The sequence below is a fragment of the Micrococcus sp. 2A genome (assembly GCF_039519235.1).
Lineage (GTDB): Bacteria > Actinomycetota > Actinomycetes > Actinomycetales > Micrococcaceae > Micrococcus.
Genome location: NZ_CP154351.1, coordinates 548,098 through 563,008, shown reverse-complemented (window position 1 = coordinate 563,008; position 14,911 = coordinate 548,098). Strand labels below are relative to the sequence as shown.

15 protein-coding genes are annotated in these 14,911 nt (G+C 73.0%); 6 read left to right on the top strand and 9 right to left on the bottom strand.

Annotated elements, in window-relative coordinates:
* Window positions 1-16: 16 nt before the first annotated feature.
* Window positions 17-1,438, top strand: coding sequence for a class II fumarate hydratase (locus AAG742_RS02630; protein ID WP_343282250.1), 1,422 nt, complete (start codon window positions 17-19; stop codon window positions 1,436-1,438).
* Window positions 1,439-1,646: 208 nt separating this feature from the next.
* Here the strand turns inward: AAG742_RS02630 and AAG742_RS02625 are convergent, their stop codons facing one another.
* Window positions 1,647-2,156 carry a prepilin peptidase gene (locus AAG742_RS02625; RefSeq protein WP_343282249.1) on the bottom strand — a complete coding sequence of 170 codons (510 nt, stop codon included), beginning with the start codon at window positions 2,154-2,156 and terminating at the stop codon, window positions 1,647-1,649.
* A 352-nt stretch (window positions 2,157-2,508) separates the two neighbouring features.
* A complete protein-coding gene (locus AAG742_RS02620; RefSeq protein ID WP_319075101.1) occupies window positions 2,509-3,924 on the bottom strand; it encodes a PhoH family protein in 1,416 nt (471 codons plus the stop codon).
* A gap of 179 nt (window positions 3,925-4,103) precedes the next feature.
* On the opposite strand from AAG742_RS02620, the gene AAG742_RS02615 reads away from it, so the two are divergent.
* Window positions 4,104-4,805, top strand: coding sequence for a rhomboid family intramembrane serine protease (locus AAG742_RS02615; RefSeq protein WP_343282248.1), 702 nt, complete (start codon window positions 4,104-4,106; stop codon window positions 4,803-4,805).
* A 234-nt stretch (window positions 4,806-5,039) separates the two neighbouring features.
* Here the strand turns inward: AAG742_RS02615 and AAG742_RS02610 are convergent, their stop codons facing one another.
* Window positions 5,040-5,813 (bottom strand): isoprenyl transferase, encoded by a 774-nt coding sequence (locus AAG742_RS02610; RefSeq protein WP_298714085.1) that lies wholly within the window; start codon window positions 5,811-5,813, stop codon window positions 5,040-5,042.
* Between the two features lie 125 nt (window positions 5,814-5,938).
* Between AAG742_RS02610 and AAG742_RS02605 the strand changes: the two genes are divergently transcribed.
* On the top strand, window positions 5,939-6,658 hold the full coding sequence (locus tag AAG742_RS02605; protein ID WP_248115430.1) for a hemolysin III family protein: 720 nt from the start codon (window positions 5,939-5,941) through the stop codon (window positions 6,656-6,658).
* 39 nt (window positions 6,659-6,697) lie between these two features.
* Here AAG742_RS02605 and AAG742_RS02600 read toward each other — a convergent pair whose 3' ends face one another.
* Together AAG742_RS02600 and mca are read right to left on the bottom strand one after the other, a co-directional pair.
* On the bottom strand, window positions 6,698-7,105 hold the full coding sequence (locus tag AAG742_RS02600) for a hypothetical protein (protein ID WP_298714081.1): 408 nt from the start codon (window positions 7,103-7,105) through the stop codon (window positions 6,698-6,700).
* Between the two features lie 27 nt (window positions 7,106-7,132).
* A complete protein-coding gene (gene mca / locus AAG742_RS02595) occupies window positions 7,133-8,053 on the bottom strand; it encodes a mycothiol conjugate amidase Mca (RefSeq protein ID WP_298714266.1) in 921 nt (306 codons plus the stop codon).
* Window positions 8,054-8,212: 159 nt separating this feature from the next.
* Here mca and AAG742_RS02590 point away from each other — a divergent pair, with 159 nt between their 5' ends.
* The 3 genes from AAG742_RS02590 (at window position 8,213) to AAG742_RS02580 (ending at window position 10,175) form a co-directional block, all read left to right on the top strand.
* On the top strand, window positions 8,213-8,662 hold the full coding sequence (locus AAG742_RS02590) for a DUF4307 domain-containing protein (RefSeq protein WP_343282247.1): 450 nt from the start codon (window positions 8,213-8,215) through the stop codon (window positions 8,660-8,662).
* A gap of 279 nt (window positions 8,663-8,941) precedes the next feature.
* A complete protein-coding gene (gene greA / locus AAG742_RS02585) occupies window positions 8,942-9,436 on the top strand; it encodes a transcription elongation factor GreA (RefSeq protein ID WP_248115427.1) in 495 nt (164 codons plus the stop codon).
* Between the two features lie 94 nt (window positions 9,437-9,530).
* Window positions 9,531-10,175, top strand: coding sequence for a GPP34 family phosphoprotein (locus AAG742_RS02580; protein ID WP_248115426.1), 645 nt, complete (start codon window positions 9,531-9,533; stop codon window positions 10,173-10,175).
* 18 nt (window positions 10,176-10,193) lie between these two features.
* Here the strand turns inward: AAG742_RS02580 and ilvA are convergent, their stop codons facing one another.
* The 4 genes from ilvA to AAG742_RS02560 all read right to left on the bottom strand — a co-directional run bounded on the left by ilvA (window position 10,194) and on the right by AAG742_RS02560 (window position 14,724).
* Window positions 10,194-11,480: a threonine ammonia-lyase gene (gene ilvA / locus AAG742_RS02575; protein ID WP_298985811.1), complete on the bottom strand. Its 1,287-nt coding sequence runs from the start codon at window positions 11,478-11,480 to the stop codon at window positions 10,194-10,196.
* Window positions 11,481-11,533: 53 nt separating this feature from the next.
* Window positions 11,534-12,745, bottom strand: coding sequence for an AI-2E family transporter (locus AAG742_RS02570; RefSeq protein WP_298985631.1), 1,212 nt, complete (start codon window positions 12,743-12,745; stop codon window positions 11,534-11,536).
* Entirely contained in the window at window positions 12,742-13,707 is a 966-nt protein-coding gene (locus AAG742_RS02565; protein ID WP_248115424.1) for an aldose 1-epimerase family protein, read from the bottom strand. Before AAG742_RS02565 ends, AAG742_RS02570 begins: the two co-directional genes overlap by 4 nt.
* A gap of 135 nt (window positions 13,708-13,842) precedes the next feature.
* The gene (locus tag AAG742_RS02560) at window positions 13,843-14,724 is read right to left on the bottom strand and encodes a Bax inhibitor-1/YccA family protein (protein ID WP_248115423.1); all 882 of its coding nucleotides are present in this window, start codon (window positions 14,722-14,724) and stop codon (window positions 13,843-13,845) included.
* Window positions 14,725-14,911: the final 187 nt, after the last annotated feature.

Sequence of the window (14,911 nt, the reverse complement as noted above, 5' to 3'; positions counted from 1 at the left end):
GTCCTAGGATGTGGCCATGACCGCAGAGAACACTGATCAGCAGTTCCGCATCGAGCACGACACCATGGGCGAGGTGAAGGTCCCGGTCGACGCGCTCTACAGCGCCCAGACGCAGCGCGCCGTGGAGAACTTCCCGATCTCCGGCAAGACCCTCGAGCCCGCCCACATCCACGCGCTGGCCCAGATCAAGAAGGCCGCCGCGAAGGCGAACGCCGAGCTCGGGATCATTTCCCAGGAGCGCGCGGACGCGATCGTGGCCGCCGCGGACGAGGTGATCGCCGGCGAGCACGACGACCAGTACCCGATCGACGTGTTCCAGACCGGCTCCGGCACCTCCTCGAACATGAACACCAACGAGGTGCTCGCGAACCTCGCCACGCAGTCGCTCCAGGCGGCCGGCTCCGAGGAGACCGTCCACCCGAACGACCACGTGAACGCCTCGCAGTCCTCCAACGACGTGTTCCCCACCTCCGTGCACGTGGCCGTGACCGGCGCGCTGATCAACGACCTGAAGCCGGCCCTGGACCACCTGGCCGCCTCACTGGAGAGGAAGGCCGAGGCGTTCTCCGGCATCGTGAAGTCCGGCCGCACCCACCTCATGGACGCGACCCCGGTGACCCTGGGCCAGGAGTTCGGCGGCTACGCCGCCCAGGTGCGCTACGGCATCGAGCGCATCGACGCCTCCCTGCCCCGGGTGGCCGAGGTGCCCCTCGGCGGCACCGCCGTCGGCACCGGCATCAACACCCCGAAGGGCTTCTCCGCCCGCGTGATCGAGCTGCTCGCCGAGGAGACCGGCCTGCCGATCACCGAGGCCCGCGACCACTTCGAGGCGCAGGCCAACCGCGACGGCCTGATCGAGGCCTCCGGCCAGCTGCGCAACATCGCCTACTCGATCATGAAGATCAACAACGACCTGCGCTGGATGGGCTCCGGCCCCAACACCGGCCTCGGCGAGATCGCGATCCCGGACCTGCAGCCGGGCTCCTCGATCATGCCGGGCAAGGTCAACCCCGTGATCTGCGAGGCCGCCATCATGGTGTGCGCCCAGGTGATCGGCAACGACACCACGATCGCCCTCTCCTCCACCAACGGCGCGTTCGAGCTGAACGTGGGCATCCCCGTGATGGCCGCCAACCTGCTCGAGTCCATCCGCCTGCTGGCCAACACCGCCCGCGTGATGGCGGACAAGATGATCGACGGCCTCGAGGCCAACGAGGAGCGCTGCACCTTCCTGGCCGGCGCCTCCCCGTCCATCGTCACCCCGCTGAACAAGGTGATCGGCTACGAGGCCGCCGCCGCGATCGCCAAGCACTCGGTGAAGAACAAGATGACCGTGCGCGAGGCCGTGGTGGACCTCGGCTACGTGGAGCGCGGCGAGGTCACCGAGGAGCAGCTCGACAAGGCCCTGGACACCATGTCCATGACGCACCCGGAGTGATCCTCCCGGGCGGCTGAGCGCCGCTGCCCTGACCCACGACGACGAAGGCCACCTCCCGGCGGGAGGTGGCCTTCGCTGTGCGTCGGGGTGTCGGCGACTCTGGCATCTGTGGTGGCCGCGCCGAAGAGTCTCGAAAGGACCCGCCGTGACCGACCACGACGACCCGGGCGCCAGTCTGAGCCGCGCCCCCTGGACGTCGTCAGGACTCTCAGCGGACCATCACCAGCACCCCGACGGCCGCCGCCACCATCGCCGGCCCGAACGGCAGCGCAGTGGACCGGCTCGCCCGCCGCAGCGCCACCAGCACGAGCGCTGTGAGCCCGCCCAGCAGGATCGCCCCGACGCCGGCCGCCACCACGGCGGCCGGCCCGCCAGCCACGCCCGTGTAGAGGCCCAGGCCCGCGGCGAGCTTCACGTCGCCCATGCCGAGGCCGCCTCCGCTGAGCAGATGCAGCACGAACATCGCCACGGCGTAGCCGAGCCCGCCGAGCACGCCGCCCGCCACGAGGTCCCACCGTCCCGCGAGCGCCGCTCCCCCGGCCATCCCCACGAGCCCGCCCAGCGCGAGCCGCAGGGTCCAGCGATTCGGCAGCCGGTGCTCCCGCAGGTCCGTCCGCACGAGCACCGCGCAGCACAGCGCGAACCACGCGACGGCCAGCACCCACACCGCCGCCGTCGTGATGTGCCCGGCAGCCACCGCCCATGCCCACCAGCCCATGCGGACCACCCCCCCTCCCCGGCCCAGCGTAGGGCCGTCTCCCTGGCGCGCACCCGCTCATCCACAGGCCGCGGATCCCGACGCGCCGCACTTCTCCCGGCCCGCCGTCAGCTCTCTCACATACGGAACACAACGTTGCGTCTGCCGCAAGAGTGGGGCTACAGTTCAGTGATGGTCAGGCCCCAGGGTCGGATCATTCCTGAGACTCCATGGCCCCGATCCCGTTTTTGAGGGGCCATGGTGGCGGGCTTCCTCGGTCCCCAATCCCCCCTCCGCGGGGCCGAGCACCCCCGCCGTTGGGGCCGCTGCCTTGTGCAGCGGCCCCTCTGTCATCTCCGGCGCGGCCTCCCGCTCAGCGCTCCTCCTCGAGCAGCTCGGTCACCAGCGCCGCGATCGGCGAGCGCTCGGATCGGGTGAGGGTGACGTGCCCGAACAGCGGGTGCCCCTTCAGGGTCTCCACCACGGCCGCGATCCCATCGTGCCGGCCCACGCGCAGGTTGTCCCGCTGGCCGACGTCGTGGGTGAGCACCACCTTGGAGTTCCTGCCCATGCGGCTCAGCACGGTCAGCAGCACGTTGCGCTCCAATGACTGCGCCTCGTCCACGATCACCCACGCGTCGTGCAGGGAACGGCCGCGGATGTGGGTGAGCGGCAGGATCTCGAGCATCCCGCGGTCCGTCACCTCATCGATCACGGACGGGGAGACGAGCGCGGAGAGGGTGTCGAACACCGCCTGCGCCCACGGGCCCATCTTCTCGCCCTCTCCGCCGGGCAGGTAGCCGAGCTCCTGGCCGCCCACGGCGTACAGCGGCCGGAACACCACGACCTTGCGGTGCTCCCGGCGCTCCATGACGGCCTCCAGGCCTGCGCACAGCGCGAGGGCCGACTTGCCCGTGCCCGCGCGGCCACCCAGCGAGACGATCCCGACGCTGGAGTCCATCAGCAGGTCGATGGCCAGGCGCTGCTCCGCCGAGCGGCCGTGCAGTCCGAACACGTCCTTGTCCCCGCGCACCAGGCGCGCCCGGCCGCCGTCGACCACGCGGGCGAGTGCGGAGCCGCGCGTCGAGGAGAGCACCAGCCCCGTGTTCACCGGGAGGCTCTCGGCGCCCGGCTGCTCCTGCCCCGGGCGCTCCTCCACACCCGTGCCGCGCAGGTCCGCGAGCGGCACGCCCTCGAGGGAGACCACGCCCTCCTCGTACAGCGTGTCGAGCCGCTCCTCGTCCAGCGGCAGGGCCACGGTGCCGCGCCAGCCCGAGTCCCGCACGAGCTCGTGGCGGTACTCGTCTGCGGACAGGCCCATGGCCGCGGCCTTCACGCGCATCGGCAGGTCCTTGGACACCACGGTCACCTCCCGCCCCTCGTCCGCGAAGGCCTTCGCGACGGCGAGGATGCGCGAGTCGTTGTCCGTCCCGCGGATGCCGAACGGCAGGACGTCCGTGGAGACGTGGTTCAGCTCAACCCGCAGGGTCCCGCCCTCGGGCGTGAGCGGGACGTCGCGGTCCAGGGCGCCGTGGCGCGTGCGCAGGTCGTCGAGGATGCGCAGCGCAGTGCGCGCGAAGTAGCCCAGGTCCGGATCGGCGCGCTTGGCCTCGAGCTCGGAGATCACCACAAGCGGCAGGATCACCTCATGTTCGGCGAAGCGCAGCAGCGCCCGCGGATCCGAGAGGAGCACCGAGGTGTCCACCACGTAGGAGCGCTCCCCCACGCTCGCCCTGTCCCCCCGCGGGCTCCGGGTGCCCGTCTCCGCGGTCTGCGCCTGCTGCTCCATGCTGCGTGCCTCCTGTGCCGGGGTGAAGGGCGGGCGGCGCCCGCCTGCGGCTCACGCTAGGTCCGCGCGGGGAACGCGGGCGACGCCGAGGGTGAACCCTGGATGAAGAATCCGGGCATCGGCCGGGCCGGCTTCCTAGACTGGGGCCCAGCCCACCCCGTCCTCCGTCAGGAGCCCCCATGCGCAGCACCCCCGGCCCCCTCGCGTCCCCCGAGTCCTCCCGCGGCGCCGGCCTCGCCTCCCGCGCCGACCGCGCCAGTGCCGGCCTGCTGCGCGCCGCCGCCCCCACCGCCGTGCTGATCGTCCTCATGTGGATCGCCCAGCTCGTGCTGATCGTGGGCGGCCGCCTGATCATCCCCGGCGCCGGGCTGATCCCGCGCCACCTGGGGGGCCTGGACGGCGTGCTCTTCTCCCCACTCCTCCATGCCGGCTGGGGCCACCTGATCGGCAACACCACGGCGCTGATCGTCCTTGGCCCGGTGGCCGCGCTCGTCTCCCGCCGCCCGGTCGCGCTCCTGGCCGCCTCGTGGCTCGGCTCGGGCCTGCTCACCTGGCTCATCGGCACGCCGGGGGTGCACATCGGCGCCTCGGGCATCGTCTACGCGCTCATCGCGTTCCTGCTCGTCTACGGCATCGTGGCCCGGCGCGCCCTGGCCGTCGTGGTCTCCGTGGTCGTGGCGGTGACCCACCTGGGCTCCTCGCTCCTCGGCCTGCTGCCCCAGCCGGGCCTGTCCTGGACGGGGCACCTGGCCGGCGCCGTCGTCGGGGTGCTGCTGGCGCTGTGGTGGGGCCGCCGGGACCGCGCCGCCCGCGTCCTGGAGCGGCGTGCCTCCCGCGACGACGCCGCCCTCGCCTCCGCCGCGGAGCAGCGCTGGTTCTGAGGCAGCACCCCCGCCCGCTGGGCGCAGTACTGCCAAGTAGGCCGCCGATTACTTGGCAGTACTGCGCCCAGCACAGCGGTGAGGTGACCGGCACAGCAGTACTGCGCCCAGCACAGCGGTGAGGTGACCGGCACAGCGGTGAGGTGACCGGCGCAGCGGTGAGGTGACCGGCACAGCGGTGCGGTGCCCGGCACAGCGGTGCGGAGCCCAGCACCGTGGCCAGTGCGCCGCGCCTCAGGCGCCGAAGCGACGCTGCCGCGAGCCGTAGTCGCGCAGGGCACGCAGGAAGTCCACGCGGCGGAACGCGGGCCACATGGCCTCGCAGAAGTAGAACTCCGAGTACGCGGACTGCCACGTGAGGAAGCCGGAGAGCCGCTGCTCACCCGAGGTGCGGATCACCAGGTCCGGGTCCGGCTGGCCGCGGGTGTAGAGGCGCGAGGAGATCTTGTCCACCGTCAGCTCGGCGGCCACGTCCGCGGCAGAGCGGCCCTCGGCGTCGGCCTCGCGCAGCAGCTCGCGCACCGCGTCCACGATCTCGAGCCGGCCCCCGTAGCCCACCGCCACGTTCACGTGCACCCCGTCGTGCCCCTGCGTGCGCTCCGCGAGGGCGCGCAGCCGCCGGGCCATGCCGGGCGGGAGCAGGTCCACGGCGCCAACCGGCTGCACGCGCACGGGCCGCCGGCCCTCGGTCGGCTCGGCGAGGCGCTCGGCGGTGGACATGATGATCTCCAGCAGGGGCGCGAGCTCCTCCTCGGGGCGGCTGAGGTTCTCGGTGGAGAGCATGTACAGGGTCACCACGGGCACCCCGACGTCGTCGCACCACCCGATGAAGTCCAGGATCCGCTCCGCACCGGCCTGGTGCCCCTCCTGCGTGGTGGCGCCGAACGCGCGGGCCCAGCGGCGGTTGCCGTCCACGAGCACGCCCACGTGGTGCGGGAGGCGCTCCGCGTCCAGGCCGCGGGCCAGTCGCCGCTCGTACAGGCGGTAGAAGACGTCGGGCTGGCGCACGGCGCACCTCGCTTTCACGGCCGGCCGAGGGGCCGGGCGGCAGGTTCCGGAGGTCTCAGGATACGTGCGTCCGCCTCGGAGGTCCCTGGAGGCGGCACCACCGGCAGAGGAGGAAGATGGAGGGCATGGACGACGCGACGCCCCGCACGGACGCCACCACCCGGCCCCGACCCCCGCGCTGGCGGATCGAACGGGTCCGCGACCCCGAGCACCCCCTGTACAAGCCGCGGCTGCGCGGCTGGGTGCACGCGGTGATGGCCCCGCTCGTGCTCGTGGCGGGCATCGTGCTGATCGCCCTGGCGCCGCCGCACCTGCGCGCCGCGTGCGTGGTCTACGTGATCACCGGGCTGCTGCTGTTCGGCGTCTCGGCCACCTACCACCTCATCCAGTGGAACGAGACGGTCTCCCGCGTGCTCAAGCGGCTGGACCACACGAACATCATGCTCGTGATCTCCGGGACGTACACGCCGCTCGCGCTGGCGATGCTGCCGCCGGACACGGCCCGGCTGCTGCTCACGCTCGTGTGGGTGGGCGCGGTGGCCGGCGTCGCGTTCCGCGTCGTGTGGACGGACGCGCCGCGCTGGCTGTACACGCCCGTGTACGTGCTCCTGGGCCTGGCGGCGCTGCTGTTCATCGGCGACTTCTTCGCCGCGAGCGTGCCCGCCGCCGTCCTCGTGTGCGCCGGCGGCGCGGCGTACATCGTGGGGGCCGTGTTCTATGCCCTGAAGGCGCCCACGATCCACCGTGAGTGGTTCGGCTTCCACGAGCTCTTCCACGTGTTCACGGTGGGCGGGTTCGTGTGCCACTTCGTGGCCATCATGATGGTGGTCCTGGCCGCGCGCTGAGCGGCGGCGGCTCCCTCGTCCTGGGGGACGACGCGCGGGTCAGGGGCGTCCGGTGTCCGGCGCCTTCGGCTCCGGGGTGGGCTCGGCGAGGTAGCCGGGGTACTTGGCGCGGAGGCGCTCGAGGCGGTCCTCGGCGTCGGCGTCCAGGTGCTCGCCGCCCTCCCGGACCTCCTCCGGGAGGTGCCGCTGGTGCCGGTCCACGAGCATGGCCTCGGCCTGCGGGGAGCGCTGCTGCACGCGGCGCACGGAGCGGACCATGAGCCGCAGCACGATGACGGCCATGGCCACCATGAGGGCGGTGAACAGGAACCCCTCGATGCCCGGGGTCACGTCCGCCTCCTCGAGGCCGGGACGCAGGGTGGGCTCGGGCGCGGCCGGCAGGGGCGCCGTGCTCGCGGCCACCGCGGCGGCGGAGAGGGCGAGGGACAGGCCAGACAGGGTGATCACGACCGACCACTCTACCGGCCGGCCGGCTCAGCGCAGCCCGGCGAAGACGTCGTCCTCCGGCAGCTGCGTGGGCACGCGGGAGTCCACGAGGCAGTAGTCCTCCCACGGCCACGCGGCCCGCAGCATCTCGTTCGGGGCGGCGAAGAACGGGCCGTCCGGGTCCACCTGGGTGCGGTGCGCGCGCAGGGCGGCGTCCCGGTGCTCGAGGTAGTCGGCCACGGGGACCTGCGTGGTCACGGGGTGGTCCGGCATCACCCACGCGGGCACGTGCTCCGGGTCCGGGACGTCCTCCCCGGCCTCCCGACGGCGCAGCACCTCCCGCATGGTCTCCATCTGTGCGTAGAAGGACATCCGCTGGCCGAAGGGGGACTCGTCCCCGGCCGCCACGAACGCCTCGTGGAGCGTGCGGTACTTCTCCGGGTTGAACGCGCGGTCGTAGTACAGCTTCGAGACCTCCCACGCGGGGCCGGTCTCGGGGTACGCCGCCGGATCGCCGGCGGCGCGGTAGGCCTCGACCGTCACGTGGTGCGCCTGGATGTGGTCCGGGTGCGGGTAGCCGCCCTCCTCGTCGTACGCGATCAGCACATGGGGCCGGAAGCTCCGCACGAGGGACACCAGCGGGGCGGCGGCGGTGCGCAGCGGCGTCACGGCGAAGCAGTTCGACGGGAGGGCCGGCAGCGGGTCGCCCTCGGGCAGGCCGGAGTCGAGGAAGCCCAGCCACTCGTGCCGGATGCCGAGCGCGGCCACGGCCTCGGCCATCTCGTCCCGGCGCACCGCGGCGATGTCCCGATCCGTGCGCACGGCGTCCTCGTACTGCGGGTTCAGCAGGTCGCCGGCCTCGCCGCCCGTGCAGGTCACCACCATCACCTCGGCGCCGGCCTCCACGTAGGCGGCCATCATGGCCGCGCCCTTTGAGGACTCGTCGTCCGGGTGGGCGTGCACGGCCATGAGGCGCAGACCCTGCGAGGCCGGCACCCGCGCGGCCGGATCGGTGGTGGCGGAGGGCTGCGCGTTCACGGTCGGTGGCTCGCTTTCGACGGGGCGGAGGGGGTGCAGGGGAGCGGCTCAGCGGCGCCGCACGGACCGTGCAGGATAGGCTGGGCGGCGATGTCCTCCGCCACCCCGCACGCCGCTCACGCGCAGGAGCCCACCCTAGCCAACCGCTACGGGACGGACCAGTCGCGCCCGGGCCGCCGACGCGCCTGGATCGCCCTGGGTGTCGTCGCGTTCCTCTCCGCCGTGGCCCTGGCGATCGTGATCGGCCTGAGCGTCTCGGTGGGGCGGATCGAGTCCAAGGAGATCGGCTACGAGATCGTGGACGACTCCCTCGCGCGCGTCACGTTCCAGGTGAGCGTCCCGGAGGACGTCACCGCCGAGTGCGACATCGTGGTGATGGACGCCCAGGCCGCCCCGGTGGGCTTCCGCACGGTGCGGCCCGAATCGCTCCCCGCCGACGAGCGGACGCGGCCCTCCGACTCCACCTGGTCCTACACCGTGGACGTCCGCACGGTCGGCCGGGGCGTGACCGGGGTCGTGGACACGTGCCGCGCCGTCTGACGCGCCCCTGACCAGTCGCTGACGCGCCCCCGACCGGCCGGCGGACGATCACCGTCCTCCCGCCGCGCACCCGTGGACCTTGGTGTGACGCCCGCCGCTGACGTAGACTGGCCCGAGTTTCCCGCCCCGCCGGTCAGGCAGGCGCCTGCGGATCCCTCCAGGATCCCGCGGTCACCTGGACGGCGGGGTTCTTCGCATGTGCGCGCAGGCCGGCCCCGGACCCCCGTCCGCGCCGACCACGCCCACCCATCCCCAATGACGACGAGAAAGGCGGCCAGTATGACGACGAACCAGTCCGACGCCCCGTGGCTGACCCAGGAGGCGTTCGATCGCCTGTCCAAGGAGCTCGAGCACATCTCCGGCCCCGGGCGCCAGGAGATCATCGAGCGCATCGAGGCGGCCCGCGACGAGGGCGACCTCAAGGAGAACGGCGGCTACCACGCCGCCCGCGAGGAGCAGTCCAAGAACGAGGGCCGCATCGCCGAGCTCAAGCACCTCCTCGAGACCGCCCGCGTGGGCGAGGCCGCCGAGAACGACGGCGCCGTGCACCCGGGCACCGTGGTGACCGCCGTCGTCGCCGGCGACGAGATGACGTTCCTCTTCGGCAACCGCGAGATCGCGGCCGACGACGAGTCCCTCGAGGTCTACTCCGAGCGCTCCCCGCTCGGCGAGGCCATCAACGGCGCCACGAAGGGCCACAAGGTCACCTACACCGCGCCGAACGGCAAGGAGATCAAGGTCGAGGTCAAGGACGTCCAGCCGTACAAGGGCTGACCCCTCCCCGGGCACGCGCGACGGCGGCCGGAGCACCCGAGAGCGGGCGCACCGGCCGCCGTCGTGCGTCCCCCGGCGTTGCTACGCTGTGGCCATGCTCACCGCCGAGAAGACCCACCTGCTCCTCACCCGCGCCGACGGCCGCTCCGAGTCCCCTGCCCACCACGGGATCGCCCTGTCCGCCGCCGCGCTCGCGGACCTGCGCGAGGCGGGCATGGTGCGGGTGGAGGACGCCCCCGTGGCGTCCGCCCGGCTGTGGGTGGTGGCCGGCGGCACGGCGGGCGACCCCGTGCTGGACGGGCTGCTCCCGGGCGTGGACGCGCTCTCCGGCGAGAAGGTGTCCGCGGTGGTCGCCAAGGGCAGGCCGGCGGCGCTCAAGCCCGTGGCGGCGCACCTCGTGGAGACCGGGGAGCTCGAGGAGCACAAGGCCTTCCTCACCACCCGCCGCGTGCCGGTGACCACCTCCGTCAAGGACGGCCTCACGTCCCACCTCACCGCCGTCGTGCTGGACGAGGCCGATCCCACCGCCGAGGACGTCCTGCTCCTCGGAATCCTCCAGCACCTCAACCTCGCCCGCCGTCTGCTGCCCGGCGCGCACGAGCGCTACGACCGCCGCGAGTTCACCCGCCGCATCGAGGCCCTCACCCGCTCCGACCTGCTGGTGCAGGCCGTGCGGGCGGCGGTGGCCGGGCGCGGCGGCGCGATCGCGGCCACCGCGGCCGGGGTCACGTCCGACTGACGCGCCGGGCGGCGCCTCTCAGAGGTGCTGCCGAGGGCTGTAGCCGGCGGACCGCAGCGCCTCGAGCACCGCGAGGGAGTGCTCGTGGCCGCGCGTCTCCATGTCGATCGTGATGTGCACCCCGCCCAGGGAGAGCTGCGGGCCCACGCGCGTGTGGTCCACGCGCACCACGTTGACCTCCTCCTCCGCGATGATCCGGGAGATCGTCGCGAGCTCGCCCGGCCGGTCCCGCAGCGGGATCCGCACGGTCATGTAGCGGCCCGCGGCCGAGAGGCCGGACTGGATGGACTTCAGCAGCAGCATGGGGTCGATGTTCCCGCCGGAGAGCACCACCGCGGTGGTGCCGAGCTCGAAGCCCAGGTCCGCGACGCGCCCGGAGAGCAGCGCCGCCACCCCCACCGCGCCCGCCGGCTCCACCACGAGCTTGGAGCGCTCCAGCAGGTGCACGAGGGCCGCGGCGATCTCGTCGTCGGTCACGGTGACGACCGCGTCCACGAGCGCGGAGACGATCGCGAACGGCACGGCGCCGGGCCGTCCCACCGCGATCCCGTCCGCGATGGTGGAGGTGTGCTCGAGGGCCTGCGCGCGGCCCTCGGCGAGCGAGGGCGGATAGGCCGCCGCGCCCGCCGCCTGCACCCCTACCACGCGGACCTCGCGCCCGGAGAGGCGGGCCCTCTCCTTCATGGCGACGGCGACGCCGGAGATCAGCCCGCCACCGCCGATGCCCACGATGACGGTGTCCACCTCGGGCAGGGCATCCAGGATCTCGAGGCCCACGGTCCCCTGGCCGGCCACCACGTCGGCGCTGTCGAACGGGTGGATGAACACCGCGCCCGTCTCGTCGGCGTGCCGCTGGGCCTCCGCGAGCGCCTCGTCCACGGTGGACCCGTGCAGCACGACCTCGGCGCCGTGCTCCCGCGTGGCCTGCAGCTTCGGCAGGGCGACGCCGCGGGGCATCACGATCCGCGCACGGATGCCGAGCCGCGCCGCCGCCGAGGCCACGCCCTGCGCGTGGTTGCCGGCGGAGGCGGCCACCACGCCGCGCGCCCGCTCCTCGGGGGAGAGCGCGGCCATGCGCACGTACGCGCCGCGCACCTTGAACGATCCTGCGCGCTGCAGGTTCTCGCATTTGAGGTGCACCGGGGTGCCCGCCTCCCGGCTGAGCGGACGCGCGTGCTGCAGCGGGGTCACCTCGGCGACGTCGGCGAGCACCTCCCGGGCCCGCTCGACGTCGGCCAGGGTCACGGGCAGGGAATGACCCGGATCTGCCGCGGGGTCCCGCGGCGCGGGGCGCACCCAGCGCACCCCGACGTCGGATCCGGCCACGTGGCCGACGTCCCCTTCTCCCTGTGCGGCGCTCACGCGCGGTCCGTGTGCGTGGCGGCCTCCTCCTGGGAGGCCAGGGCGGGGTCCTGGTGGTCGTCGGGGACGTGCCTGTGCGATCCCGCGGCGTCCACGGACGCTGCCGGGTCGAGGTGTGCGTCGGAACGGGAGGTGAGGGACTCCGGCTCCTCGACGCTGAGCCCTCGGATGAACGAGTTCACGAACGCGAGCAGCGGCACGGAGAAGACGGCGCCCACGAGGCCCATCACGGTGGAGCCGGTGGCCACGGCGAGGAAGACGGCGAGCGGATGCAGCGCGACCGCCTTGCCCATCACGAGCGGCTGGAGGACGTTCGACTCCAGCTGCTGCACGAGGATGACCACGCCGAGCATGAGCAGCGCGTTGACCGGCCCATTGGCCATGAGGGCCAGGAGCACGGCCAGGCCGCCGCTGACCACGGCGCCGACCATGGGGATGAAGGAGGCCAGGAACACGAGCACCGCGAGCGGAATGGGCAGCGGCACCCCGAGGAGCAGCGCGCCCAGGCCGATGCCCACGGCGTCGATGAAGGCCACCAGGATCTGCACGCGCACGTAGGAGCCGAGGGAGTGCCAGCCGGAGCGGCCCGCGCGGTCGACGGTGTGGCGGTGCGCCTTGGGCACGAAGAGCAGCAGGAAGCGCCAGATGCGGTCGCCGTCGTAGAGGAAGAAGATCAGGGTGAACAGGGCGATGAAGACGCCGGTGCCGATGTTGGCCGCGGTGGTGCCGAAGCTCAGCGCGCTGTCCATGACCGCGCCCGAGTGGTCCCGGATCGTCTGCCACACGCTGTCCAGGCTCTCCGAGCTGATCTGCGTGTTCACGCCCATGGTGCCCAGCCAGGCGACGGCGCCGTCCACGGCCTGGCCGAGCCTCTCGCTCAGGTCGGCGAACCCCTGGACGACCTGCTGGCCCGCCAGCGCGGCGAGCCCGACCACCACGAGGATCAGCAGCAGCACGCACAGGAGCGACGCGAGGACCTTGGTGACCCCGCCCTTGCGCAGTGCCTCGTAGACCGGGGCGAGCAGCGTGGCGAGCAGGGCGGCCACGAGCAGCGGGATGATGATCAGGCTGACGAAGCTCGCCAGGTGCCACACGACGGCGAGGCCCACGATGATCGCCACGATGCGCCATGACCACGCCGCGGCCACCGTCAGCCCGTAGGGCACGTCCTTGTTGATCTTGGTCTGCGCGGAGAGCGTGGAGCTCATGCGTCGGTCTCCTCGGGTGCGATGGACGGGATGAGGCCCCACTGGGCGGACCAGCGGGCGCCGGGGGCGAGGCGGTGCAGGCCCTCACCCGAGTTCAGGGCGTCCGCGGGGGCCGTGAGCGGCTCCACGGCGAGGGCGGTCTCCCGGCCCGGGAGCCGGTCGGTCACGAACACGTGGGTCCAGGCGAAGGCCGGATCGGTCCACAGGGTCACGGACCGGCCGTCCGGGGCGCGGAGGGTCTGGCGGTGGCGTCCGTCGTCGTCGGCCCGCAGCTGCGTGAGGCCGACGTCGAGGCCGGCCGTGCCCACGGCGCGTCCGGCACGGAAGTCGCGGTCCGTGCCCTCCACGGACAGGGTCTCCACGGGGATCAGGTCCTCCCCCGTGCGGATCCAGGCCGCGGCGGGGACGGTGAGCGTGAGGTCCTGGGTCGGCACGTCCCCGACGCGCAGGTAGGGGTGCGCTCCGAACGCGACGGGCGCGGCGGCGGCCGCGTGGTTCTCCAGCTCCATGGTGACCGTGAGGGCGCCGTCGTCGCCGAGCGCGTACGCGACGCGGTGCGTGAGGCGGAAGGGCCAGCCGTGCTGCGGGTGGACCTCCGCGCGCAGGCGCACCTCGTGCGCGGAGACCTGCTCGGGCACGAACTGCGTGTTCCGCAGCAGCCCGTGGATCGCGTGGCCGCGGGCCGGCTCGGTGATGTCCAGCTGTTGCTCGACCCCGCCCAGGCTCCAGCGGCCGGCGGCCACGCGGTTGGGCCACGGGCTCATCTGGATGCCGTTGCCGGCGGGCGGGATCACGTCCTCGCCGTAGGGCTCCGTGAGGTCCACCCCGTGCACGCGGTACGTGCGCAGCGCGCCGGCCAGGCCGACGACGACGGCCTCGGCGCCCGCCCGCTCGAGGCGGTACTGGGTGCCGCCGGCCGCGGCCGCGCCGAAGGCGGCCGGAGGCGTCTCAGAGGGGGTCACACGAGCTCCTGAGCAGTGAGGGGGCGGGGGCGATCATGCCCAATCTACGCGTTCAGCACGCAGGCCACCCCGTCCGGTGAGGGACGGGGCGGCCTGCGGGAGCCGGCGGGGGGCGGGAGGCCGCCCGGCGCCGGGTCAGTCGTTGTTGCGGAAGATCGCCAGGAGGCGAAGGATCTCCACGTACAGCCACACGAGCGTGACCGTCAGGCCGAAGGCCACGGTCCAGGAGTACTTCTGCGGAGCTCCGGCCTTCACGCCCTCCGCACCCATCTCGAAGTCCATGGTGAGGGAGTACGCGGCGAGGAGCACGGCCACGGCGCCGATCAGCAGGCCGAGGGGGCCCTCACGCATGCCGAAGCCCTCGAGCACACCGGTCCAGGTCAGGACCATGTTGATCAGGGAGAAGAGGAGGTAGCCGAGCATGGCGGCCATGACGATCTTGGTCATCTTCGGCGTGGGGCGGAACTTGCCCGAGGTGTAGAGCGCGAGCATCACGGCGAACACGGAGAACGTGCCGAGCACGGCCTGCACCACGATGCCCGGGTAGCTGCTCTCGAACACCCGCGAGATGCCGCCGATGAACAGGCCCTCGGCCAGCGCGTAGAGCATGATCAGGGCCGGCGAGGGGTTCTTCTTGAACGAGTTGACCAGGCCGAGGACGAGGCCCACGATCGCGCCGATCGCCATGAGCGCGGGCAGGGCCCAGCCGACCGCCGCGCCCACGATCACGAGGATCAGCATGAGCCCGGTCTTGCCGATGATGTCGTTGTAGGTCATGCGGCCCGTGTGCTCGGCACCGGCGGCGGGGCCGCGGAACGCGTCCTCCATGCTCTGCTGGTGCGCGTGCTGCTGGGCGGCCTGGCCGGCGCCGAACGCCTGGGCCTGGCCGTAGGGCGACGGCGGCTGGCCGTAGGGGGCCTGGGCGCTCTGCGTGCCGCCCTGGTACCACCCCGGCTGCTGCTGGCCGGCATGCATCTGCTGCTGGAAGTTCTGTGAGTTCATCACCGGGTTGGCCACGGCGTGCTCCTTGGGTCATGGTCGGCCCGGTCACGCGGACGCCGGGGGGACGCCGCGCATGCTCCGGAGGATCCGCTCCAGTATATCGGGATGCTCCACGGACGTCTCCGGGCGACGGCGATCCCCCGCATGCGCCCGTCGGCTGTTCACGGTGGGCGCAGTTCCTGGGCCTGCGCTGGGTGGGCCT

Bases quoted from the DNA above. Each gene is read 5' to 3' on its own strand.
- AAG742_RS02580 (WP_248115426.1), top strand. From the start codon at position 9,531: ATGCTCACCGCCGAGAAGACCCACCTGCTCCTCACCCGCGCCGACGGC.
- AAG742_RS02630 (WP_343282250.1), top strand. From the start codon at position 17: ATGACCGCAGAGAACACTGATCAGCAGTTCCGCATCGAGCACGACACC.
- mca (WP_298714266.1), bottom strand. From the start codon at position 8,053: ATGGCCGTGCACGCCCACCCGGACGACGAGTCCTCAAAGGGCGCGGCC.
- AAG742_RS02590 (WP_343282247.1), top strand. From the start codon at position 8,213: ATGTCCTCCGCCACCCCGCACGCCGCTCACGCGCAGGAGCCCACCCTA.
- greA (WP_248115427.1), top strand. From the start codon at position 8,942: ATGACGACGAACCAGTCCGACGCCCCGTGGCTGACCCAGGAGGCGTTC.
- AAG742_RS02570 (WP_298985631.1), bottom strand. From the start codon at position 12,745: ATGAGCTCCACGCTCTCCGCGCAGACCAAGATCAACAAGGACGTGCCC.
- AAG742_RS02615 (WP_343282248.1), top strand. From the start codon at position 4,104: ATGCGCAGCACCCCCGGCCCCCTCGCGTCCCCCGAGTCCTCCCGCGGC.
- AAG742_RS02605 (WP_248115430.1), top strand. From the start codon at position 5,939: ATGGACGACGCGACGCCCCGCACGGACGCCACCACCCGGCCCCGACCC.
- AAG742_RS02625 (WP_343282249.1), bottom strand. From the start codon at position 2,156: ATGGGCTGGTGGGCATGGGCGGTGGCTGCCGGGCACATCACGACGGCG.
- AAG742_RS02620 (WP_319075101.1), bottom strand. From the start codon at position 3,924: ATGGAGCAGCAGGCGCAGACCGCGGAGACGGGCACCCGGAGCCCGCGG.